The organism is Rhizobium sp. TH2, assembly GCF_024707525.1.
Taxonomy (GTDB): domain Bacteria; phylum Pseudomonadota; class Alphaproteobacteria; order Rhizobiales; family Rhizobiaceae; genus Rhizobium_E.
Genome location: NZ_CP062231.1, coordinates 5,708,303 through 5,729,182 on the forward strand (window position 1 = coordinate 5,708,303; position 20,880 = coordinate 5,729,182).

At 58.7% G+C, this 20,880-nt stretch carries 23 protein-coding genes and 1 tRNA gene; 15 read left to right on the forward strand and 9 right to left on the reverse strand.

Annotated elements, in window-relative coordinates:
• Positions 1-189 precede the first annotated feature (189 nt).
• The 6 genes from IHQ71_RS27960 to IHQ71_RS27985 all read left to right on the forward strand — a co-directional run bounded on the left by IHQ71_RS27960 (position 190) and on the right by IHQ71_RS27985 (position 6,017).
• Positions 190-612 carry a hypothetical protein gene (locus IHQ71_RS27960; protein ID WP_258159659.1) on the forward strand — a complete coding sequence of 141 codons (423 nt, stop codon included), beginning with the start codon at positions 190-192 and terminating at the stop codon, positions 610-612.
• Between the two features lie 4 nt (positions 613-616).
• Entirely contained in the window at positions 617-1,192 is a 576-nt protein-coding gene (locus IHQ71_RS27965) for an OmpA family protein (RefSeq protein ID WP_258159660.1), read from the forward strand.
• A gap of 104 nt (positions 1,193-1,296) precedes the next feature.
• Positions 1,297-1,947: a MarC family protein gene (locus tag IHQ71_RS27970; protein ID WP_258159661.1), complete on the forward strand. Its 651-nt coding sequence runs from the start codon at positions 1,297-1,299 to the stop codon at positions 1,945-1,947.
• Between the two features lie 83 nt (positions 1,948-2,030).
• Positions 2,031-3,134, forward strand: a complete 1,104-nt coding sequence (locus IHQ71_RS27975) for an HlyD family secretion protein (RefSeq protein ID WP_258159662.1) — start codon at positions 2,031-2,033, stop codon at positions 3,132-3,134.
• A complete protein-coding gene (locus tag IHQ71_RS27980) occupies positions 3,124-4,173 on the forward strand; it encodes a hypothetical protein (RefSeq protein WP_258159663.1) in 1,050 nt (349 codons plus the stop codon). The genes IHQ71_RS27975 and IHQ71_RS27980 overlap by 11 nt, the downstream gene beginning before the upstream one ends.
• 293 nt (positions 4,174-4,466) lie before the next feature.
• Positions 4,467-6,017 carry a hypothetical protein gene (locus IHQ71_RS27985; RefSeq protein WP_258159664.1) on the forward strand — a complete coding sequence of 517 codons (1,551 nt, stop codon included), beginning with the start codon at positions 4,467-4,469 and terminating at the stop codon, positions 6,015-6,017.
• Here IHQ71_RS27985 and IHQ71_RS27990 read toward each other — a convergent pair.
• The 4 genes from IHQ71_RS27990 to IHQ71_RS28005 all read right to left on the reverse strand — a co-directional run bounded on the left by IHQ71_RS27990 (position 6,012) and on the right by IHQ71_RS28005 (position 9,275).
• A complete protein-coding gene (locus IHQ71_RS27990) occupies positions 6,012-7,037 on the reverse strand; it encodes a class I SAM-dependent methyltransferase (protein WP_258159665.1) in 1,026 nt (341 codons plus the stop codon). The two genes, IHQ71_RS27985 and IHQ71_RS27990, sit on opposite strands and share 6 nt — an antisense overlap.
• A 276-nt stretch (positions 7,038-7,313) precedes the next feature.
• Positions 7,314-8,216: a hypothetical protein gene (locus tag IHQ71_RS27995; RefSeq protein WP_258159666.1), complete on the reverse strand. Its 903-nt coding sequence runs from the start codon at positions 8,214-8,216 to the stop codon at positions 7,314-7,316.
• Positions 8,217-8,260: 44 nt separating this feature from the next.
• On the reverse strand, positions 8,261-8,416 hold the full coding sequence (locus IHQ71_RS28000; protein WP_258162976.1) for a DUF6471 domain-containing protein: 156 nt from the start codon (positions 8,414-8,416) through the stop codon (positions 8,261-8,263).
• 783 nt (positions 8,417-9,199) lie between these two features.
• Positions 9,200-9,275: transfer RNA gene (locus tag IHQ71_RS28005), tRNA-Ala, on the reverse strand.
• Positions 9,276-9,440: 165 nt separating this feature from the next.
• Between IHQ71_RS28005 and IHQ71_RS28010 the strand changes: the two genes are divergently transcribed.
• Together IHQ71_RS28010 and IHQ71_RS28015 are read left to right on the forward strand one after the other, a co-directional pair.
• The gene (locus IHQ71_RS28010; protein ID WP_258159667.1) at positions 9,441-10,838 is read left to right on the forward strand and encodes a phosphomannomutase; all 1,398 of its coding nucleotides are present in this window, start codon (positions 9,441-9,443) and stop codon (positions 10,836-10,838) included.
• Between the two features lie 21 nt (positions 10,839-10,859).
• Entirely contained in the window at positions 10,860-11,300 is a 441-nt protein-coding gene (locus IHQ71_RS28015) for a GNAT family N-acetyltransferase (RefSeq protein WP_258159668.1), read from the forward strand.
• On the opposite strand, the gene IHQ71_RS28020 is transcribed toward IHQ71_RS28015, so the two are convergent.
• Entirely contained in the window at positions 11,297-12,235 is a 939-nt protein-coding gene (locus tag IHQ71_RS28020; protein ID WP_258159669.1) for an adenylate/guanylate cyclase domain-containing protein, read from the reverse strand. The genes IHQ71_RS28015 and IHQ71_RS28020 overlap by 4 nt on opposite strands.
• 184 nt (positions 12,236-12,419) lie before the next feature.
• On the opposite strand from IHQ71_RS28020, the gene IHQ71_RS28025 reads away from it, so the two are divergent.
• On the forward strand, positions 12,420-12,767 hold the full coding sequence (locus tag IHQ71_RS28025) for a hypothetical protein (protein ID WP_258159670.1): 348 nt from the start codon (positions 12,420-12,422) through the stop codon (positions 12,765-12,767).
• Between the two features lie 18 nt (positions 12,768-12,785).
• On the opposite strand, the gene IHQ71_RS28030 is transcribed toward IHQ71_RS28025, so the two are convergent.
• The gene (locus IHQ71_RS28030) at positions 12,786-13,094 is read right to left on the reverse strand and encodes a hypothetical protein (protein ID WP_258159671.1); all 309 of its coding nucleotides are present in this window, start codon (positions 13,092-13,094) and stop codon (positions 12,786-12,788) included.
• 247 nt (positions 13,095-13,341) lie between these two features.
• Here IHQ71_RS28030 and IHQ71_RS28035 point away from each other — a divergent pair, with 247 nt between their 5' ends.
• A complete protein-coding gene (locus IHQ71_RS28035; RefSeq protein ID WP_258159672.1) occupies positions 13,342-13,695 on the forward strand; it encodes a hypothetical protein in 354 nt (117 codons plus the stop codon).
• Positions 13,696-13,721: 26 nt separating this feature from the next.
• The gene (locus IHQ71_RS28040) at positions 13,722-13,859 is read left to right on the forward strand and encodes a hypothetical protein (protein ID WP_258159673.1); all 138 of its coding nucleotides are present in this window, start codon (positions 13,722-13,724) and stop codon (positions 13,857-13,859) included.
• Positions 13,860-13,919: 60 nt separating this feature from the next.
• Here the strand turns inward: IHQ71_RS28040 and IHQ71_RS28045 are convergent, their stop codons facing one another.
• The gene (locus tag IHQ71_RS28045) at positions 13,920-14,195 is read right to left on the reverse strand and encodes a hypothetical protein (protein WP_258159674.1); all 276 of its coding nucleotides are present in this window, start codon (positions 14,193-14,195) and stop codon (positions 13,920-13,922) included.
• Between the two features lie 3 nt (positions 14,196-14,198).
• Positions 14,199-14,660, reverse strand: coding sequence for a hypothetical protein (locus IHQ71_RS28050; protein ID WP_258159675.1), 462 nt, complete (start codon positions 14,658-14,660; stop codon positions 14,199-14,201).
• Positions 14,661-14,888: 228 nt separating this feature from the next.
• Here IHQ71_RS28050 and IHQ71_RS28055 point away from each other — a divergent pair, with 228 nt between their 5' ends.
• Complete coding sequence (locus IHQ71_RS28055) at positions 14,889-15,158, forward strand: DUF1488 domain-containing protein (RefSeq protein WP_258159676.1); 270 nt, start codon at positions 14,889-14,891, stop codon at positions 15,156-15,158.
• A gap of 30 nt (positions 15,159-15,188) precedes the next feature.
• On the opposite strand, the gene IHQ71_RS28060 is transcribed toward IHQ71_RS28055, so the two are convergent.
• Positions 15,189-16,400, reverse strand: a complete 1,212-nt coding sequence (locus IHQ71_RS28060; protein ID WP_258159677.1) for a mandelate racemase/muconate lactonizing enzyme family protein — start codon at positions 16,398-16,400, stop codon at positions 15,189-15,191.
• Between the two features lie 193 nt (positions 16,401-16,593).
• Here IHQ71_RS28060 and ung point away from each other — a divergent pair, with 193 nt between their 5' ends.
• The 3 genes from ung to IHQ71_RS28075 all read left to right on the forward strand — a co-directional run bounded on the left by ung (position 16,594) and on the right by IHQ71_RS28075 (position 20,842).
• Positions 16,594-17,286 (forward strand): uracil-DNA glycosylase, encoded by a 693-nt coding sequence (gene ung, locus IHQ71_RS28065; protein WP_258159678.1) that lies wholly within the window; start codon positions 16,594-16,596, stop codon positions 17,284-17,286.
• 887 nt (positions 17,287-18,173) lie between these two features.
• Positions 18,174-20,006: a translation elongation factor 4 gene (gene lepA, locus IHQ71_RS28070; RefSeq protein WP_374989928.1), complete on the forward strand. Its 1,833-nt coding sequence runs from the start codon at positions 18,174-18,176 to the stop codon at positions 20,004-20,006.
• Positions 20,006-20,842 carry a hypothetical protein gene (locus IHQ71_RS28075; protein ID WP_258159680.1) on the forward strand — a complete coding sequence of 279 codons (837 nt, stop codon included), beginning with the start codon at positions 20,006-20,008 and terminating at the stop codon, positions 20,840-20,842. The genes lepA and IHQ71_RS28075 overlap by 1 nt, the downstream gene beginning before the upstream one ends.
• Positions 20,843-20,880 lie beyond the last annotated feature (38 nt).

Below are 20,880 nucleotides of genomic sequence, written 5' to 3' on the forward strand. Positions count from 1 at the left end.
TGGTTTACGTATCCCTGCAACCGCGCCACCGCTAGCTTATCTCCAATAAACGGGGTCGATGACGACCGTCGCGGGCCAATGAAGGCGGCTTCCGCGGGCGGAATCTGCGACCCGAACCTCCCGTGCGAGTTCAAGAATCGATAGCAATTGCAAGGCGGCGGCACGTGAGCCGAAACAGGAGGAACGAGAATGTTGAGGGGTAGATTTGTCTGGGCGGCGATCCTGATCGCCTTCGTGGCATGCAGCGGATTGGCAAGGGCTCAGACGCTGAGCTACGCCGACGCGGTCACCAAGCTCGCCGACGACTGCGGCGCCGACATCAAAAAGCTCTGCAAGGGGCTCAACCTCGGCGGCGGCCGCATCGCGAGTTGCCTGCAGGAAAAGTCCGCCAAGGTCTCGTCCACCTGCAAAGGCACGATCGCTGTGGTCTTCAGTTCGATCGGTACGCGCCAGCAGGCGCAGGCGTCCTACAAGAAGATCTGCAAGGGCGACATCGCGCGCCGCTGCAAAGGCATCAAGGGCGATGGCTATGTTCTCGCCTGCCTCAACAAGCCCAACAAGCACATCAGCGATGAATGCGCTCAGACGATGACCGATGCAGGCTGGAGGTAAGACAATGAAACAATTCGGAGCAAAAATACTGGCGGCTGTACTCGCGATGACCCTGCTGCCTGGCCTCGCGGCTGCCCAGGAGGTCTCCCGAGAGCGGATCGTGACGGGGTTGAACAAGCTGACCGCGGCCGCGCCCATCATCGATGTCGAGGTACTCCGGCAGGAAGCCTTGAACAGCGGCGGCACGGAAATGTCGGGCCTGCCCAACTGGAGCAAGATCGAAAAGCTGCCGCAGATGGTGGTCGAGATCGACTTCGAGAACAACTCGGTTGCGATCGAGCCGAAGTCCTATCGAACCCTCGGCATGATCGCCGACGCCCTGCATCATCCGAATCTCTGGGCCTACAAATTCCTGATCATCGGTCACTCCAGTTCGACTGGTGGTGAAAAGCGCAATATGGAACTGAGCGAACAGCGGGCAGCGGCAATTCGGGAGGCTCTGGCTACCACCTTCGCCATCGATCCAGGGCGGCTTTATGCCATCGGCGTCGGACAATCCTTCCCGATTCCAGGGTCTGATTCAAAAGCCGCCGCCAACAGGCGCGTCCAGCTCGTCAATCTCGGTATTTTCAGGAAGTAGTCCCGGATTTGACATGAAGGCAGGCGGACTGGCCCTACCAAACTGGACATTCCGTTTCCGATACGTGATAGTTGCAAAAGGGTCGGTTATTCCCGGGGGGTGAGATGGATTTATCTATTATTGACGTAGGCCTTGTCACGAAGCTTCTTCTTCTGCTGCTGATCGGCATGGGACCTAAGATCGCCCTTGTGCCCTTCCTTGAAATGACGCAGAAATTCGACGGCCCGACCAAGGCCAAGATCGGCCGTCAGATGGTGCTGACGGCCACCATCACGGCGCTTATCCTTCTTGCTACCGGTGCGCTGCTGATGCGTCTCCTGCACATCAGCGGGGGCGCGGTCGCGATTGCAGGCGGCATCGTGCTCACACTGCTGGCGCTCAAGATGGCGGCTGGCCCGACCGAGAAGCATCATGACGACGATCTGGGCGCTCCGGTCGATCCCGAGAAGATCGCGGTCTTTCCCCTCGCCATTCCCTATCTGCTCAATCCGGTCGGCATTACCGTGCTGATCATCGCGTCCGATGAAATTGTCTCGGTTGCGAGCGCCGCACTTGTGGTGGGCCTTGTCCTCATTGTCGCGGCCTTCGACTATCTGGTGTTTACCAATATCGATGTCCTTGCCAAGCGCATGAAGCCCGCGAGCCTCATCATCTCCGAGGTCGTCTTCGGCATTCTGCTGACGGCCGTTGCAGTGACGCTGGTCATCAGCGGCCTCAGCCAACTGGGCATCATCTCCGCGAGCGCCGCACACTGACTTCGCGCCAGTCCGGTCCGGCAAGGCATTCCGCCAGGCCGGACCAGCCAAGACCATAGTAGTCAAGTTATGGGGAGCCAGCCGTGGCCGCCGACGACATCCAGACAGAACCCGCACCAGCTGCCAAGACCGGAAACCCGTTGCGAAAAGTCGCGCTGGTCATCATCTTGCTGGCACTGATCCTGTTCGTGCTCTCGGTGTTCATGGAACGCCGCACGCCATCTTCGACCCAGGCGCAGGTCCAGGCCTATGTCGTCGGCATTGCACCCGAGGTGACGGGGCGCGTGATCGAGGTCGGCGTGGATGACAATTCTCTCGTGCAGCCAGACCAGATCTTGTTCCGCATCGATCCGACGAAATACCAGATCGCCGTTGATGAAGCCAAGGCGAGGCTCGAATCCGTCGGCCAGTCGATCGGCGCTTCGGTCGCCAATGTCGATGCCGCCCAGGCGCGCGTCGTCGAGGCACGCGGCATTCGCGACAACAAGCGCGATGTCTATGCCCGGTCCGAGGTGCTGGTGAAGAAAAAGGTCTTCACCCAGGCGAAGCTGGATGACGTAAAGGCGGAACTCGACCAGACCGAGGCGACAGTGGTCGCCGCGGAGGCCGATCTCGTCAGGACCCAGCAGGAACTGGGGCCCGCCGGCCAGGATAATCCCAAGCTCAAGGAAGCACTTGCCGCTCTCGAGCGTGCCGAGACCGATCTTCTCAGAACCACAGTGCGAGCGCCGTCCGAGGGCGTGGTCACCAATCTCCAGCTTTCCGTCGGCAAAGTCGTCAGCGCCGGCCAGTCGGCCATGACATTCATCGATATCGGGACTGTGTGGATTTCGGCCGCCTTCAAGGAAAACAGCCTCGAGAACACGAAGGTCGGCAACAGGGCCGAAGTGCTTTTTGACGCGCTTCCCGGACAGCTCTTCACGGCGACCGTCGAAAGTGTTGGCCTCGGCGTTTCGCAGTCCAATACCGATCCGAGCACCGGCCTTCCGACGATCCGAAACGACACGGGCTGGGTGCAGGAAGCACAACGCTTTCCGATCCGGCTGACACTCGACGGAGGCCGGCCAAAAGGCGTGCGCTATGGATCGCAGGCAACGGTCCTCATCTATACCGGCGACAATCCGGTGACCAATGCCTGGGGTGCAATGTGGATCCGCATCATGTCGGTCCTGACCTATGTCGGGTAGCGCCGATCAACTGTCCCCCACCGCACTGGCACTTGCCAGGCAGCGGCGCAAGGGATGGCGCGTGGCGATCGCTGTCTCGATCGGGTTGACCTTTGCCGTATGGATCGGCGCCATCATACCGTTTCTCGGGCCGCTCTTTGCAGCACAGTTCCTGCTGTCGAGTTCCAGACCCCTGGGCCTCGGCCAGACGCTGGGGGCGGCGATCCTGATTTTCGTCGCCGGCATGTTCTTCATGCTGTTGACCACGATCTTCTCCGATCGCCACATCGCCTTCCTGCTGCTGCTCGGGCTGATCTACTTCCTGTGCTTCTTCATGCAGGCCCTCGGCAAGGGCGGAGCCGCCATCTTTCTCATCCTCATCGTGGCGATCATCGTGCCGCTCATCGGCGTGCTGAATACCGAACTGGCGGGATCCATCCTTTCGATCCTGACCACTGCGGTCGTCACCGGTACCATCCTCATGTGGCTGGCGCATCTGCTCGTCCCCGAACCAGCCGGAGAGGCGCCAGGCGCGGTGGAGGCACCTGCTTCGTCCAATCCCTATTGGAAAGCGTCGGCCAACACGGCAATCCTGTTGATTGCGGTGACAGTCTGCATGGTCAATGATCAGCTCGCGTCGGCGATGGTCATTCCGATCACCGTGGCGTCGATGCTCGGCCAGCTGGATATCGTCGCCAGCCGCGGCACGGCATTCGGGCTCATCATCGTCAATGTGTTGGGCGGCGTCATCGCCTCGGTCGCCTTTGCCATTCTGGACCTGCGGCCCAACCTGTTCTTCATGGCGGTCATCGTATTGGTCGTTGCGCTGTTGCTTGGAGGTCGCGCCGCGGCGGAAACCAAGGAGGCGAAAGTGTTTGCCGGCGCGCTTACCACCTTCCTGATTCTCTTTGGGCTGGGCGTGTCGCCAATTCCAGGAAGTGCGGCCGAATCCTTCAGCACCCGGATCATCTATGTCACGGGGGCAATCATGTACGCCTTCCTGCTGGCGGCGCTGCTATGGCCGCGCGCAAGGCGGACGGAGCCCGCCGGCGCCGGTTGACTGACGCTCGAAACTGACAATGAGGACAATCTTTGGCGCCCGGCGTTGCTCATACATTGTCCTCAACTCCGGCAATCGCAGACATTATGTCGTCGCCAGGACGTGGGGAAACGCTTCCAAGCTTTGGATTTCTTCAGTCACATCAACGCAATTCACGATTGACGTTGATGTCGATCCCGGGGCTGGGCAGGCGACATTTACCTGGTGGGCAAAGACCTCCAAGAGCAATCTTTGACGGTCTTGCGGTCACCGTCTAATCGGGGTACGCACTTTTAAAAATCAAGGTAGGCGGGATGTTTGAAAATTTCGTAGGGATATTGGCCGACACGCGAGTGGGCTCTACTGCACTCGGAACGGGGCTGCAGATTGGCGCCAGCGCGGAGTTCCTTGGTGAAATTCTGTATCCAGAGGTGTCCACCTCGCATCGTCACCTCTATCGAACGGTACGGGATCTAACCTATTCCGACGTTCTCTCTGATGGCAAAATCGTCCTCGATGCCTTGGATGGATTTTTTTCCGACCCGCTGTGGGATTCAAGAACGCATTACATATTCGACATCAAATATCACGATCTCGGGATTGTGCCGACGCATCCAGGAGCGATCGGCGCCTGCCCGCTGCTGTTAGAATACTTGCTGGCCAGAAACTTCAAGATCATCCATCTCAACCGCAGAAACAAGTTGGCGGCCACGCTCTCGCAGGAGGTCGCGGTGAGTACTGGTCTATTTCATTCAAACCAAGGAGAAATATCGAACGCAGAGGTGTATCTTGATATCGATCGCTTGATTGCTGATGTTACTGGTAGAGAGAGAGCCTACGATCAGGTTTCTGCATGGCTGCGCGGCCATGGCAATGTCGTCGAAGTCCAGTATGAGGCGCTTTTCCTTGATGAGCATCGGATCGACTTGGGGCAGATCCTGCAGCGTCAGTTTGGGCTGAAAGCAAGTTTTTTACCGCGATTGAAGCGGCTTTCATCTGTAAGCAATGTCCGAGTCAAGAATGCGGACGAAATAAAGTCGGGCCTTTCCGCAGTAACCGAAGCGAAGCATGTCGCAGCGGCATTGGAGCCATACGCGAGAGAGGGAGCGCAAACGCCGTCGTCGGAAGGGGCAAAAAGGCCCATATTTATCACTGGAGCCCCGAATACAGTTGAAGAAATCGTCCAGGCGTATCGCTCGGCAGAGGATGTCAATGCGCTGTGTTTCACGTCCAGTATTCCCCTCACCAGATTATCGGATGCGGACGTGAAGAAACATCAGATGCTTATCGGCAATGCTGGGTTGCATTTTGCGCGCAGATTGGGGGAGCATTGTCTGACGGCGGTTATGTTGCGAGACCCTACACAACGCACCTTAGAGGCATATCGCAACCTTGTTCGGGACGGCGAGACGGAGCTTGCATTAATCGATTTCCTTCAAAACCGCCACATGCAGTGGGCATGCGACAATGCGATGTCCTGGATGTTGGTCCACGACGCCTCCGTTACGGCTCGCCGGGATAGGCCGTACCGAGACTGGACCGACGTCCAGCTCGAGGAACAGGCGCTTTCGGCTTTGCACCAGGTCAATTTAATAGGCTTTGCGCACGAGGGTATGGAATTTCTTACCCGCATCGGCGAGTTGACCGGCTTAATGATACCAAGTGTTAGCAGCCTTAGCGCCGTGAATTCTTCTGCATCCGATCACGAAATAGAACTGATACGTAGGCTGAACCGCGTCGATCAGCGCGTCTATGAGGAGGCAATCAAAATGAAGGACGAGATTTGGAACCGGACGAGGAATATGGTGGCAACGCATCGGCCGACTAATCAATTCGCCCGATCACCGGACGCGTTAGCGTCATAGGGTATCCTTCTCTCGTCTTGAGGTCTTGGACCAAGTCTTCTGGAAAACAACAAGCCCGCCAGCACCCATGTCACCTCGTTGCTCGTCTGAGAACGTGTTATCGAATCTAGCCATTACTGCCTTCGCCCAGTCGGGCAGCGACCACTTTCCGACGCCAATAAAGTTGTTCATCACCTGCGTGGTGAGTGCGTTTATCAAATCTTTCGGGACAGAATGGGGGACAATCCTGACTGACAGATGAGCGTCCGACGCAATCTTTTCGAGGTAGGAGCGAGCAAATAGCCATTTGTCGTCGAAATTCTTAAGCGCCTGCGCGGACTTGTCCGTCCCCTTTCTGGTTTCCCACTGCCAGGCGAAAGACTTCATGATGGCTAACTCTTGTTCCCCCAAGCCCGGTCGCACCTCCGCGTCGGCAATCATGGTTTGGAAGGCGAGTTTGGTGAGCGCCCACCCAGGCTCAAGCGGCTCCATAAATATGGCCTCTCCGCCAACTTTTAGACCGCGAGAGATGTTTTGAAGTGCGATCAGCGGATCGAATAGATGGTGAAGGATTGAGCCGCCCACCACCAGATCGAAGGTGTTCGGAACTAGTTTGATGCTGTGAAGATCCGCACAGGAGACCGCCAGCCTGGACGTGTCGATGTCACGCTGTTCCACTTCTCTCTTGAGGATCGCCAGAATGTGCTCACTGATATCTGTGGCGAGTATGGTGCTTTCCGGCAAGAGGTCGAAAAGTGCTATAATGGAATTCCCCGATCCTGACCCGACGTCGAGAATGATAGGGTGCTTAGGGAGCCTGGAAAGTGCCGCTATCTGGGGTTTAAGATTCTTCTTGGTAAGTTCGGGGTTGAACCACTGCTGGTGGTACTTGTCGGCCTCCTCAAGGAATTGGCTGCCGACCCCCGGTTTGGCCAAATCGATGAATCCTTCAGGCGCTCGAATGCCATCGTAAGCGTTGCCAAGTTTCTGGCCTAAGTCGACCAAGCGATCATTGAAAAAACGCTGAGCATCGAGAAACATCGGCATTCTCCATTCGGGGTTGAATGAGGATTAGCCCTGCAGTTTGACGAAGGTCAAGCCAAATGCAAACGCATGTTGCGATAATCTGTCCGCGATGCGCTGGCCGCATCTCGAAGTTCCGCGCACAACCGCTGGGGTTTTGGCCCATATTCACCAGGGTTCACTGAAATTCACGGTCTTATGTAGCAAGCACACCAAGGGTGCCGAGCCACACAAAGCCATCTCAAGGGAGATGGTATGTTACCGCACATTATAGCAGCGCTGCTTTTCGCAGCTTTAGGTAATCATTGTGATGTCTGGAATGAGCGCTGCGTCGAACCACTCCGGACCAATCATTTCATCAGCGGAAACCATGCTCGCGACGGATACTCTGTTTGTAAATTCAAAGGCGAAAAGGACAATCTTGCTGGGTTCATTTTTGCTCATCTGGGTAAACCGATAAGACGCCATAAAGACGACGAAGAGTCTCGTGTTGTGGGCGGCCCATTCGGAAAAAAGCTCGACGGGAATGAATGTCTGGAGTGGTGTTATCGTGTCCATGTTGGGCAAGAGTATTTTCGCGCCCCCATTTTTAGCCGCGACTCCGGCAATCAAAGGTTCAGTAAGTTCAACGACCTTCGCCAAGAAATCATCTTCGTTAGTCACCAGCCAATTGCTCTGCATGTAGCACTGAACAGCGGGCATGTTGCCAACGTTGGTAAGAGCAAATCTAACCTTACCGCCCTTGAAGACGTTCTGATCCACCCCGTCAATCCGTTCAACGGCCAACATCTTATCAATTCGAGGATCGTCAAGACGCAGCCAGGGGCGATTTTCCGTAACGAAATGTTCTCTCCCTTGGGCAACGGAAGCCAACGCGGCTTTCGTCGTTTCGCGGGCTTCATGGAAAGTTCTTCGTACATAAAACAGGCCGAGGATAGCGATAGGGATGCTTACAAGCGAGGCGAAGAACATCATCTTCGCCCATATCGCCATATCCTGTTGGGCTTGCAAATCTGCCTGGGTGGATTGCTTGGTGTAATAGGTCTGAAGCTCATCCGAGACGCATCCGGCGGCCTCAGCAGGAGGTCGGTTGACGCAGATGCGCTCTATACGCTTTTGGGCTTCGCGCTTGTCCTCATCGGCGTTGTCTTGGTAACGGGCATAAACCTGATGTATTTCGGCATAATCTGAGATCACAGAGTGAAATACGAACCCCGACGTTATGATGAAAAGGCAACCGACTATGGTTGCAAGTGTATATTCGAGGACCCTATCGCCATTAGACATTGAAGTAAGAACGCCGCTGTGAATTTGCCCCTAGAGAGCTTATTCCGCACGTTTACCTCTTTTTCGTCAACTCCTATTTGCGCCCGCTTCTCAACTAGCGCGGCGTAGATGACTCCCTGTTGGTGCTTTTGCTACCTAAGACCGGAAATTCGCATACCTTCGGAGTATGTGCCGGATGGACCGGCACCCACCTCTATTCTAAGACCTGTTGCCGAGCCGCCAGCACGTCCGCGTGCACTTATTTGGGCGCCAACGATGTGAACTGGCGCCGTTTCGATAATGTCAGCCAACTCCGATAACGTGTCCGCAAGATCTGCGTGTGTCACAGTTTCCTCCATGGTGAGTTCCAAATCGAACCACAAATAGAAGAGCGAGACGAGCGCGCGACGAGGATCATCGGCTATTGGCCCTGACCGATAACCACAAAACATCGATTGAAGGCTCCCATTTCGGGGGCCTTTCTTTTCAAGGATCATCATCATGAACCGCAGTGCTTTGTTTACAACGCAGTGCGAGCCTCGCTGTTCGCCGGCAAGCTGACTCAGGATCCGGTGACTGGCATGGAAGCCATCCTCGACGCCAGCGCACTGAAGCCGCAATCGCCATCCTTCGGGATGAGCAAGTCCCCCGGAAGGAACTAGAACGCGTATGGGCAGCTACTGACCAGCAAATCGCGGATCTTCGGGACGAAACAAATCGGCTGCGCGCGCAGTATACCGATACTTACAATCTTCGTGATGCAAATGCCAAGATGAGGGAGCGCGTCGATCGCCTGGAGCGAAACAAACTCGGTCATTGACCCCCAGAAAATGACCAAAGTTTGATTGGACCTGTGGAACACTACATAAAATAGGCTCGTAGGTTCGGAAGATACTGAAAATATCGGAGTTGGTTGGTGGAGCTAAGCGGGATCGAACCGCTGGCCTCTACATTGCGAACGTAGCGCTCTCCCAGCTGAGCTATAGCCCCACACGACCTTAGCGGTCGTCAAATAGATAGCACGCGTCGCGGAAAATTCAATCGATATGGCGGACAAATTTATGTCGGCATGTCTCGCGGGGCCCGTGCGCGGACATTGCTTCGCCACGCAAATAAGCTATTCATGCGTCGTCCCAACCAGCCGAGGAGAAGGCATTGGCAGCCGCATTCGGAACATCGGGCCTGCGCGGGCCCGCGACGGATTTCACGGGAAGGGTCTGCATGGCCTATGTGACCGCCTTTCTCGAACGATGCGGCGAGGCATCCGGCCGGACCGCCTATGTCGGGGCCGATCTGCGTGATTCCAGTCCCCGCATATCAGGCCAGTGCCTGGCGGCCATCAAGGCGGCCGGATGGACGCCCGTCTGGGCCGGCAACGTGCCGACGCCGGCGCTTGCGGCCTATGCCATGGCCCGCTCGGCGCCAGCGATCATGATCACCGGCAGCCACATTCCCGAGACCTATAACGGCATCAAGTTCTACCGTCCGGATGGCGAATTCCTCAAGGACGACGAGGCGCCGGTACGGGTGCGTGCCGAAGCGATCCTCGCCGAAGGCCGCGATGTCGCGGCAATCGAGCCCGGCGCGCCGCTCGCCGATGTCGCCGGAAGTTATGTCCGCCGCTATGTCGATGCCTTCGGCCCGGATGCGCTGGCCGGCCTCAGGATCGGTATAGATCTTCATTCCGCCGTCGGCCGCGATCTGACCGCCGGCATCTTCGAGGGGCTCGGCGCGTCGTGCCATGCGTTCCGCCGCGTCGAACATTTCATCGCCGTCGATACCGAGGCGCTGGACCCCGACGATATCGCCCGCGCGAGAAAAATCATTTCCGATGAGAAGCTCGATGCCGTGGTCTCCACCGATGGCGATGGCGACCGGCCGCTGGTCATCGACGAGACGGGCCGCCAGATCAACGGCGATGTGCTCGGTGTCCTGACATCCAGGCTGATCGGTACGAAGACGGTGGTCACGCCGCTGTCCTCCACCAGTGCGATCGAGCAGTCCGGCTGGTTCGAAACGGTCGCGCGCACCCGCATCGGATCGCCCTATGTCGTCGCGGCGATGGCGTCCGCCACCCTTCATCCGGTCGCCGGCTTCGAGGCCAATGGCGGCTTCCTGCTGGGCGACGATGTGGTGCTCGCCAAGGGCACGCTCACGGCGCTGCCGACCCGCGACGCGATCCTGCCCGCTGTCGCCTCCTTGGTACTTGCGAGAAAGGAAGGCCTCACGCTTTCGGCGCTCGCGGCGACGCTGCCGCCGCGCTTCATGAAGGCCGATCGCGTCAAGGACGTCGCTGCCGACAAGGCCAGGATCTTCCTCGGCGAGATCGAGATGTCGCGCACCTTCCGCCGGAATTTCGACGCCCGCGTTGCCGATCCCATAGAAATCTCGACGCTCGATGGTGTCCGCATGGCATTCGCCAATGGCGACACGGTGCATTTCCGCCAGTCGGGCAATGCGCCCGAAATGCGAATCTATGTGGAGACCGGCTCGGTGGAAGCGACCGACACGCTGCTGGGCGAACTGATCGAAAAGCTGCAATCGGCCTTCTGACCGGATTGCGAGGGGAATGGAATGATCGAGATCCGTGATGCGCAAGCCGGCGACCTCGCCGACTGGATGCCGCTCTGGCAGGGCTATCTTGATTTCTACGAGGTCGATATCGCGCCCGATATCACCATGGCCACATGGGCGCGCATCCTCGATCCGATGAACCCGCTGACCTCACGGGTGGCGCTGGTGGGCGGCAATATGATCGGCTTTGCCAACCACCACACGCACCTGACGACCTGGGACGCGCGCCCGACCTGCTATTTCGAGGATATGTTTGTCTCGTCCACCGCGCGCGGCCTCGGCGTCGGCCGGGCGTTGATCGACGATCTCGTCGCACGCGGCAAGGAGCGCGATTGGGTCTCGATCTACTGGATCACCGCCGAGAAGAACAAGACCGCGCAGAAGCTCTACGACACCTATGTCGGCAAGGATGAGTTCATCCGCTACAGCATCAATCTCTAGGACCGCCGCAGCACCCAGCCCAGCGCGGCCGCGATGGCGATGGCGAGGAGGGGCCACTGAGCCCAGAATTCGCCGTGCCAGCTGAAAAGGTTGATGGTCACGATGGTGGCGGCGGCGATGATGGCAAGTGCCATTGTTCTTGGCCGCCCGCTCAGGCTCCGGGACCAGATGAGGGCGGCTGCAATGGCCATGCCCATCACCGGCCACCGGGCCCAGAATTCGCCCTGCCAGGTCAGGAGGTTGATCACGAGGACGATCGCCGAGGCGACGCCGAGGAAACCCATGATTCTGTTGCTGAAGGGTATGCGCCTTGGCGGGGTTGAATCGCGCGCAACTCGCCCGAACTGCTCCTGCATCGGCGGCTGCGATGGCGTAGCGTCGGAAGGCTTCTGGTGGGCATGACCGGTATCGCCGACGCGAACGGCATAGCTCGGGATCGCCTCGTTGATATTCTTGACCGAGAGGGGCCCAAGAAAATCGAAAGCGACGGCGACCTTATTGCGCACCTGATCGTAGACGGTATTGGAAATCACGATGCCGCCTGGCTCGGCCTGGCTCTGCAGTCGTGCCGCGATATTGACGCCATCGCCGTAGATATCATTGTCCTGTTCGATGACATCGCCGAGATTGATGCCGATACGGAACTGCATGCGGCGCTCGGCGGGATGGGGCTCGTTCCGGCCGGCAATATCGTTCTGGATATCGATCGCCGCGCGCAACGCCTCGACGACGCTCGGGAATTCCGCAATCAGCCCGTCGCCCCAGGTATTGACGACGCGGCCGCCATGCAGGCCGATCACCGCGCGCATCGAATCGCGATAGCGCTGCAACGTCGCGAGCGTGCCTTCCTCGTCAACCCCCATCATGCGGGAATAATCCTGAACGTCGGCCGACATGATGGTGGTAAGCTTGCGCCTGGTCTCGGTCTCGGTCATCGTCGCCCCTCGCGGCACCACAATCGCACGAAGCAAATATGGTACAGGCTGTCGAGGAATGGAAGGAGGCGGAGCTCAAGTTTTCCGCATCGATCGAGCGTGCGGCTGTGCTGCGCCATCAATTCTTCCCTTTTTCGAACCAGACAGGCCGAAATCTCATCCAGCTTCCAAGGACATGATCCGAATGAACCGCATCGTTACCGCTCTTCTCATGGCCGCGATCGCCGGCACTGCGATCGCCGATCCCGTGCCGGTGACCAACACCACCAAGCGGCCATACAAGGAGGGCAAGGTCTACTGTAACGACGCCAAGCTGAGCAAGCCGTCGAAGGGCGAGAATATCGCCTGCTACAATCACGACGCCTGCTATTCCGACCCGCAGGGCAGGAGCCGCAAGGATTGCGACGAAGGCTATCTGCGCGACATGAAGCTCGCCGGTGTCAACCCGACCATGGCCTTGATCCGGTTCAAGGCCGTGCGCAACTGGGGCGAGGCCTCCTGGGATCGCAGCCGCAAGAACGACGAGTGGTAGGCGAAGACGTTGTGAAGGTCAGGAACTCGGCCTGCCGCGCCAAGCCTCTATCTTGCGCTCGACCCAGTAGATCGCATTGACCGTCGGCCTGCGCAGGAAGGTGACGTCCTGCGCCAGCAGCAGCAGGCCGAGCGGTACCATCCAGAAACCGAGGATGGGCAGGAAGCCGACGCAGCCGAACAACACCAGCAGCACGCCGGCAACCAGCCGCAACAGGCGCAGTTCGGGCTTCCGGATCCAGCCGACGAAGCGTCCCATCCAGCCGGGCATCTTTGCCTGGTATCTCTCGACGATCCTGTCGAGGTGGTCGTGGTCGCGCGTCGTCATTGTCTCTCCATGCCGGGTGACCGATGGGCTGTAAGTGGATATTGCGGCGCCGGACTTCCAGCCATGCGCCGATATTGTGTAACGCCGGTGGGCGGACTTTGGTTCTTGCGACCTCTGGCTCGAGCGATGATTCCAGCCCACGGCGCATATTTTCGGTGCACGAATTAAATCTGTCCTCCAGCCAATCGGTGCTATGCTGTGCGACTGCGCGCGATGGTGCGGGCATTTTTCAAGATCGGATACTTTCATGAACATTCCCGCTTGGGTCCAGCCCGCCTTTTTTGGCGCGGTGGTTGGCGCCGCAGCACTTGCAATTGTGGGATTCTCATCATGGGGCGGCTGGGTAACCCGCTCGTCCGCCGCCAAATTCTCGGTCAGTGAGACTGCGACTGGCGTTGCCACGGCCCTCATGCCATATTGCGTTGCCAAGTCGAAGAGCGACCCGGCATCGGCCACGGTGCTTGCTGAACTGAAGGCCGCTACGGGCTACAATCGCCGTGGCGTGCTCGAAAAGGCCGGCTGGGCGACCCCGCTCGGCGGCGACAAGCCGAACACATTGCTGGCCGCGGCTTGCGAAGCCGAACTCGGCAAGCCAGTATAAGGAATCATCAGCAGGAGGAATACCCCATGGCAAAAGGTCAGATTCGCGGCAACAAGGAAACGCGAAAACCCAAGAAGGACAAGAGCGTCGTCAAGACTGTCTCGACCGAGGGATCGCAGGTCAAGCTTGCCGGCAGCACGACGCCGATCGGCAAGAAGAAGTAGCAATCGCTGAGTCCCCGGGCGGCCTCTTAGGTCGTCCGGGAAAACCGCAAGACCGGATGCCTATGACGCGTCAGGTCCGGCGCCGTCGTTCTTGTCGAGCGCCGCGTCGAGATCGTCGCGTGTGATGTTGAGATATTGCCTGATCGCCGATGCCACCCCGATCGCGGGCACTTCGAGCGTGGTCGAGGTCTGGCGGAATGCCGCGAAGGACAGGCCCTCGATCAATTCCTCCTCCACGCTCAGCCGGTAAGCACCCGCTGGCAGTTCCGGCCCATGCGCGCCTATGGCGAAGGGATGCTTGAACGTAACCACGGAATCGGCGGAACGATTGGTCATGGCCTACGATGCTTTCTTCGGAGTGTTGAGGATTTTCAACGCGCGGTCCGCCGTCTTGACGTGCAGGCCGACCATTTTCCACGAAGCGAATTCCGCCGGCACGCCGCTGAACACGTGATAGATCGTCCATGTGCCGTTCGGCTCGACGCGCCGGCCAAAGCTGTAGCCACCCGCTTCGCCGGAGACCGGCGTTGCCCTCTCCCGGAATTGCCGGGCAGCCTGTTCGTAGCCGGCGCTGGTGACAGTATCCGGAGCCTGCGCGGCCGGCTTGGCCTTCAAAGCCAGGCCGAGGGCGGTTTCCGCGGTCACGCCCCGCTGGAACTGGCCGATCAGGAACTGGGCGCCGTCGCGGCGCTTCCTGCGATCATCCGGATCATCGCCATTGGCGAGGCCGGCGCGATCGAGAATGCGCTCCAGCATGGTCAGATCGGTCTCGGTGAAATATTGTTTGAATCGGGAAGGCATGCCGTCTTCCTTTTGCTCTAGCCGCATGTTTTCGAGGTGCCGCTGGATAAGCTGTCAATACGGCGATATTAGGTTTTCGCCTCGCTGAATACGGCCAATCCATGATTATCCGTCGATTGCAAAAATAAAGATGCAATTCGCGGCCGCATGGACAAATTCATGGTCCGGGAAATACTTTTCATGATATTATCGACCGATCCCGAAAAACTTAAGATAGCAGGATTCCAGATGTCGATATCATTTCCAAATCGCAGCCGCAGCTATGACGATTCTGAAAGGCGCGTTCGATTCATGGGCTATGACGGCATGTTCGAGGTCAAGTTCTTCATCGGGATCGACACGCTCGCAAAGGCTCTGGCGGCAAAGCTTTCCAGCGAAAAGGAGGCTCTCTCGGCCTTCGACGATCTCCGCAAGAAAATCCTCGAAGCCGCCGAGCGGGTCTACGGCAAGAGCAAGCGCAACAACATGTTCATCCTGACCGCCGCCGACATTCACTAAGCGGTGATCGAGCCGGATTGACGCGACCTGCTACCCGCCGATGACCTGCTCGACCATGGACAGATGCAGTTGCGGACCAGACCATGGATAATCGTCGAGGATCGCCTCGTTGAGCACAACACCGAGGCCGGGCTCCTTCGACGGGATCACGTGGCCATCCCGCCATTCGATCTTCTTCTCGAGCAGCGTCTCGTGGAAACCATCGAATTGCTTGATCGCCTCGATGATGAGGAAATTCGGCAGTGTCGTCGCGAGCTGGATATTGGCGGCGGCGACGATCGGGCCGCAATAGCAATGCGGTGCGACCTGGATGTGGAAGGCCTCCGCCATCGCCGCGATCTTCTTGGTTTCCAGTATGCCGCCGGAGCGGCCGAGATCGGGCTGCAGGATTGTCGCCGCGCGCATTTCGATGACGCGGGCGAATTCGAACTTGGTGGTCAGCCGCTCGCCGGTGGCGATGGGGATGGAGGTGCCGCGCGCGACCTGCGCCATGACCTCGGGCATATCCGGCGGCACCGGCTCCTCGAACCACAGCGGATCGTATTTTTCCAGCGCGCGGGCCATGCGCAGAGCCCCCGACGCGGTGAACTGGCCATGCGTGCCGAACAGGATGTCGGCCCTGGTGCCGACGGCTTCGCGCACCGCCTTCACCATGCGTTCGGAGAGGTCGATATCGATCAGCCGCGGTTGGTGGCCATCATAGATCGTATAGGGGCCGGCGGGATCGAACTTGACCGCGTTGAAGCCTTCCTTGACATATTCAAGCGCGGTGGCGGCAGCCATATCCGGGTCGTTATAGACGTTCTTCGTGCCGGCGAGATCGGCGGGCACCACGCTGCCGGATTTCGGATAGAGATAGGTATAGGTCCTGAGCCGTTCATGCACCTGCCCGCCGAGCAGCTTGTAGACCGGCTTGCCGGCCTCCTTGCCGATAATATCCCAGCAGGCGATTTCGAGTGCCGAGAAGCAACCCATCATGGTCACGTCGGGGCGTTGCGTGAAACCCGAGGAATAGCAGTTGCGGAAGAACGTCTCGATATCGTGCGGATCGCGGCCGACGAGATAGCGCGCGGCGCAATCCTCGATCAGCTTGGCGGTGAGATGCGGATCGAAGGTCGCGTTATAGGCCTCGCCATAGCCGACGACATTGCCATCCGTCGTCAGCTTGACGAAGATGAAATAGGGGCCGCCAAAGCCCGCCTCGTTGGCCACGACCCAGGTCTTCACATCCTTGATCTTCATGAAATCCGTCTCCCTTGAAAGCGGCTTACCTGTAGCCGATTTCATGAGCGCGTGCACGCCGGGAACCGTCAGGAAGAAGGCGGAATTTGAACCGGGCGCCAGAGAATGAAAAGGATGGAAGATGTGCATAACGCAACATCGGGCTTGCGATGCGGGTGCGCATCCGGTTCGATTCCCGTGACAGGAGAACGCGATGAGCGAACCATCCATCAAACTCGAAGCCAGCTGGAAAGCGGCTCTGGCCGGTGAATTCTCAGCACCCTATATGGCCGCCCTCAAAACCTTCCTGCTCGAGGAGAAAAATCGCGGCAAGGTCATCTTTCCGCGCGGACCTGAATATTTTCGCGCGCTCGATCTCACGCCGCTCGGCAAGGTCAAGGTGGTGATCCTCGGCCAGGATCCCTATCACGGCGACGGGCAGGCGCATGGCCTGTGCTTCTCGGTGCAGCCCGGCGTGCGCATTCCGCCGTCGCTGGTCAATATCTACAAGGAAATGGCCGAGGATCTCGGCATTCCACCCGCCCGTCACGGCCATCTCGAACATTGGGCGAAGCAGGGCGTTCTGCTGCTCAACAGTGTGCTGACGGTGGAACGCTCGCTCGCCGCCTCGCATCAGGGCAAGGGCTGGGAGCGGTTCACCGATGCCGTGATCGCCCGCGTCAACGAGCAGGAAAGCCCGGCCGTGTTCATGCTCTGGGGCTCCTACGCCCAGAAGAAGGCCGCCTTCGTCGATCCGCACAAGCACCTGATCCTCAAGGCGCCGCATCCCTCGCCGCTCTCGGCGCATAACGGTTTCTTTGGCTCGAAGCACTTTTCAAGGGCCAACCGGTTCCTCGAGTCGAAAGGGCTCGCGCCGATTGATTGGGCCTTGCCGGAGAAGCCTTGAGCTCCGGTGCCTCGCGCCAGAAGGCCCCGCCCCAAACCCCTCCCCACAAGGGGGAGGGGCTTAACCCGCCGCACTGTCTCGGCCCACTCGACGTCGTGCAAGCCATACCGTTCTCGGTGCAATATCTCGACGGAAGCTTGGGGCAGGCGGTCACCACGGATTGGCCCCTCCCCCTTGTGGGGAGGGGTGCGGGGCGGGGTCTTCAAGCCCAGAGCGAAATTTTTCATGAATAAATTCAACGTCTTATTCGATCCAAAAGAAAATATCTCGCCATTTCCCCTGAATTCTTCCATTCTCCCAGCACTATTCCCTTCAATATCAATCCCTTACGCGAAAAAATCCACACGCTCTCCGGCGACCTTATAATCATCCCCGTTCCGTATCGGCTACACCTTGAGGCGTCAGGGCGAGGCGGGACCGGTGACCGGCATGGAGAAGCGACGTAAGTCTCCATGCAGGGCGTCCGCGAGAAGGGCCAGTCCTCTGGGGACGGCGGCCGAAAGGCTGAGTTTCGCCCCGGACGTGCGCTGTAGCGCACACATTATCGTTCTCCAGTCCCGAAAGGATGGAGATACGGGGGCAGTGCTGGCGAGTTCGGGGATGGAGACACCGTTTGACGGGGCACGGCGACGTGTCTTAACGGCCCGTTCCACAGGCGGGCCTATTACCTCGGCACGGAGACGTGCCCCGGCCGATCCTCTTTGCCCAAGGCGAAGGGATCGGGGACGTGCATGGTCAAACCACGGGGCGGAACCGCCCGCGTGAACGAAGAGGCGTGTTTTGGAGGGAGCGAAGATATTGCCGATGAATTCCCCCAAAACACCCAAACCCCGCGAATTCCAGCCTCATTGGCCCGAACAATCTTTACACTTTTACCCGTCCGGGATATGCGGGCGCACATGAGCACTGAAAACCGCACGCCCCTGTCCCATATCCGCAATTTCTCGATCGTGGCCCATATCGATCACGGCAAGTCGACGCTGGCCGATCGCCTGATCCAGACCACCGGCGGCCTGGCCGATCGTGAAATGTCCGAGCAGGTGCTCGACAACATGGATATCGAGAAGGAGCGCGGCATCACCATCAAGGCGCAGACCGTGCGCCTGCATTATCTCGCCAACAATGGCGAGAAATATGTGCTGAACCTGATGGACACACCGGGCCATGTCGACTTCGCCTATGAGGTCTCCCGCTCGCTGGCCGCCTGCGAGGGCTCGCTGCTGGTCGTCGATGCGTCCCAGGGCGTCGAAGCCCAGACGCTCGCCAATGTCTACCAGGCGCTCGATGCCAATCACGAGATCGTCACGGTCCTCAACAAGATCGACCTGCCGGCCGCCGAACCCGATCGCATCAAGCAGCAGATCGAGGACGTGATCGGCCTCGATGCCTCCGATGCCGTGATGATCTCGGCAAAGACCGGGCTCGGTATTCCCGATGTACTGGAAGCCATCGTCCACCGCCTGCCGCCGCCGAAATCCGGCGATGCCAATGCCCCCCTCAAGGTCATGCTGGTCGATAGCTGGTACGATACCTATCTTGGCGTCATGGTTCTGGTGCGCGTCATCGATGGCGTCCTGAAGAAGGGTCAGGTCATCCGCATGATGGGCACCGATGCCAAATACAGCATCGAGCGTGTCGGCGTGCTGACCCCGAAAATGGTCGCCATCGATGAACTCGGCCCGGGCGAGGTCGGCTTCATCACCGCCTCGATCAAGGAAGTTGCCGATACCCGCGTCGGTGACACGATCACCGAGGACAAGCGTCCCACCGCACAGGCTCTGCCGGGCTTCAAGCCCGCCCAGCCGGTGGTGTTCTGCGGCCTGTTCCCGGTCGATGCCGCCGATTTCGAGGACCTGCGCGCTGCCATGGGCAAGCTTCGCCTCAACGACGCGTCGTTTTCCTTCGAAATGGAGAGCTCGGCCGCACTCGGCTTCGGTTTCCGCTGTGGCTTCCTCGGCCTGCTGCATCTCGAAATCATCCAGGAACGGCTGGAGCGCGAGTTCAATCTCGACCTGATCGCCACCGCGCCATCGGTTATCTACAAGCTCAGCATGACCGACGGTTCAGAGCGCGAGCTGCACAATCCCGCCGACATGCCCGATGTCGTCAAGATCAAGGACATCCAGGAACCCTGGATCCGCGCCACGATCATGACGCCGGACGATTATCTCGGCTCGGTGCTGAAGCTCTGCCAGGATCGCCGCGGCATTCAGGTCGAGCTCACCTATGCCGGCGCCCGCGCCATGGTGACCTACGACCTGCCGCTCAACGAAGTCGTCTTCGATTTCTACGACCGGCTGAAGTCGATCTCCAAGGGCTACGCCTCCTTCGACTACCACCTGACCGACTATCAGGAAGGCAACCTGGTGAAGATGTCGATCATGGTCAATGGCGAGCCGGTCGATGCGCTCTCCATGCTTGTCCACCGCTCGGCAGCGGAAAAGCGCGGCCGCGACATGTGCGAGAAGCTGAAGGACCTGATCCCGCGCCACATGTTCAAGATCCCGATCCAGGCGGCCATCGGCGGCAACGTCATCGCCCGCGAAACGATCTCCGCCATGCGCAAGGACGTGACCGCCAAATGCTACGGCGGCGACGCCACCCGCAAGCGCAAGCTGCTCGACAAGCAGAAAGAGGGCAAGAAGCGCATGCGCCAGTTCGGCAAGGTGGATATTCCGCAGGAGGCGTTTATTGCAGCGCTGAGGATGAGTGATGAGTAGTGGGGGAAGAGGCAGAAGTCACTGTCTCCATCGTCGGCTTCGTCGCAGAAGGTCAACCTAACTTCGTCGAATTCGTGCTTCATGACGCACTCGGTGAAAAATGGCTCTTCCATGATAAAGTTCCGATAGTCAGCGAACTGTATCTTGACGAGCGCTCAAGTTACCCCGTGCCTGCTGTGGTGCGCTGCACGATCGTAGGGCGGTACATCGATGGAGCCGGGCGCCCATTGGCCGTGATCGATACGGGCCAACTCGACCACGTCGAGGAACTCGCCGGCGAAAAAGTCTTTACAGTGCGCGCGGATCAGCTTTCACTTCCGAAGTATCATGCGAAGTCTTGTGACGATCTCAGGCTGAAAGCCTATGCTCTGACCGACCTTGAGGGCGCGCAGGCAGAGCTCTGGTTCCAGTCGCAGCGCGTTGCAGCACGCATTGGATTTGCTGCTGCCAAGCGATGGGCCTATGTGGTTCTTCCCGATTTGGCGATCATTGCAATAGGCCTCAAGCATCTGGGGGAACCTAGCGGGGGTGCTATCTACAAAGATCGAATGTTCGTCGCCTTCGAAAATACCGTTGCAGTATTTAGCTATCCTGACTTGACGCCCGAATTTTCCAGCGAGATTTTTCCGCGATTCAACGAATTCCTTCATATCGATGACCACCAAATCATCATTGCGAACGAGCTAGGTTTTGCGGGCATCTCAATGGATGGCGCGGTTAGCTGGAATAGGTTGTTCGATGACTGGATCGTTACTTACAAAATGGCAGGAGATAAGATCGTCGGGGAGTTTTCGGACGGCGGAAAATTCGAGTTCGACATCCCAACGGAGTTCTGAACCGGCTGCATATGGCGATCAAGATTCCGATGCACTAG

Excerpts from the sequence above, each read along its gene's own strand:
- IHQ71_RS27960 (WP_258159659.1), top strand. The coding sequence starts at position 190 with ATGTTGAGGGGTAGATTTGTCTGGGCGGCGATCCTGATCGCCTTCGTG.
- IHQ71_RS27965 (WP_258159660.1), top strand. The coding sequence starts at position 617 with ATGAAACAATTCGGAGCAAAAATACTGGCGGCTGTACTCGCGATGACC.
- IHQ71_RS27970 (WP_258159661.1), top strand. The coding sequence starts at position 1,297 with ATGGATTTATCTATTATTGACGTAGGCCTTGTCACGAAGCTTCTTCTT.
- IHQ71_RS27980 (WP_258159663.1), top strand. The coding sequence starts at position 3,124 with ATGTCGGGTAGCGCCGATCAACTGTCCCCCACCGCACTGGCACTTGCC.
- IHQ71_RS27985 (WP_258159664.1), top strand. The coding sequence starts at position 4,467 with ATGTTTGAAAATTTCGTAGGGATATTGGCCGACACGCGAGTGGGCTCT.
- IHQ71_RS27990 (WP_258159665.1), bottom strand. The coding sequence starts at position 7,037 with ATGTTTCTCGATGCTCAGCGTTTTTTCAATGATCGCTTGGTCGACTTA.
- IHQ71_RS28015 (WP_258159668.1), top strand. The coding sequence starts at position 10,860 with ATGATCGAGATCCGTGATGCGCAAGCCGGCGACCTCGCCGACTGGATG.
- IHQ71_RS28020 (WP_258159669.1), bottom strand. The coding sequence starts at position 12,235 with ATGACCGAGACCGAGACCAGGCGCAAGCTTACCACCATCATGTCGGCC.
- IHQ71_RS28025 (WP_258159670.1), top strand. The coding sequence starts at position 12,420 with ATGAACCGCATCGTTACCGCTCTTCTCATGGCCGCGATCGCCGGCACT.
- IHQ71_RS28030 (WP_258159671.1), bottom strand. The coding sequence starts at position 13,094 with ATGACGACGCGCGACCACGACCACCTCGACAGGATCGTCGAGAGATAC.
- IHQ71_RS28035 (WP_258159672.1), top strand. The coding sequence starts at position 13,342 with ATGAACATTCCCGCTTGGGTCCAGCCCGCCTTTTTTGGCGCGGTGGTT.
- IHQ71_RS28040 (WP_258159673.1), top strand. The coding sequence starts at position 13,722 with ATGGCAAAAGGTCAGATTCGCGGCAACAAGGAAACGCGAAAACCCAAG.
- IHQ71_RS28045 (WP_258159674.1), bottom strand. The coding sequence starts at position 14,195 with ATGACCAATCGTTCCGCCGATTCCGTGGTTACGTTCAAGCATCCCTTC.
- IHQ71_RS28050 (WP_258159675.1), bottom strand. The coding sequence starts at position 14,660 with ATGCCTTCCCGATTCAAACAATATTTCACCGAGACCGATCTGACCATG.
- IHQ71_RS28055 (WP_258159676.1), top strand. The coding sequence starts at position 14,889 with ATGTCGATATCATTTCCAAATCGCAGCCGCAGCTATGACGATTCTGAA.
- IHQ71_RS28060 (WP_258159677.1), bottom strand. The coding sequence starts at position 16,400 with ATGAAGATCAAGGATGTGAAGACCTGGGTCGTGGCCAACGAGGCGGGC.
- ung (WP_258159678.1), top strand. The coding sequence starts at position 16,594 with ATGAGCGAACCATCCATCAAACTCGAAGCCAGCTGGAAAGCGGCTCTG.
- lepA (WP_374989928.1), top strand. The coding sequence starts at position 18,174 with ATGCGGGCGCACATGAGCACTGAAAACCGCACGCCCCTGTCCCATATC.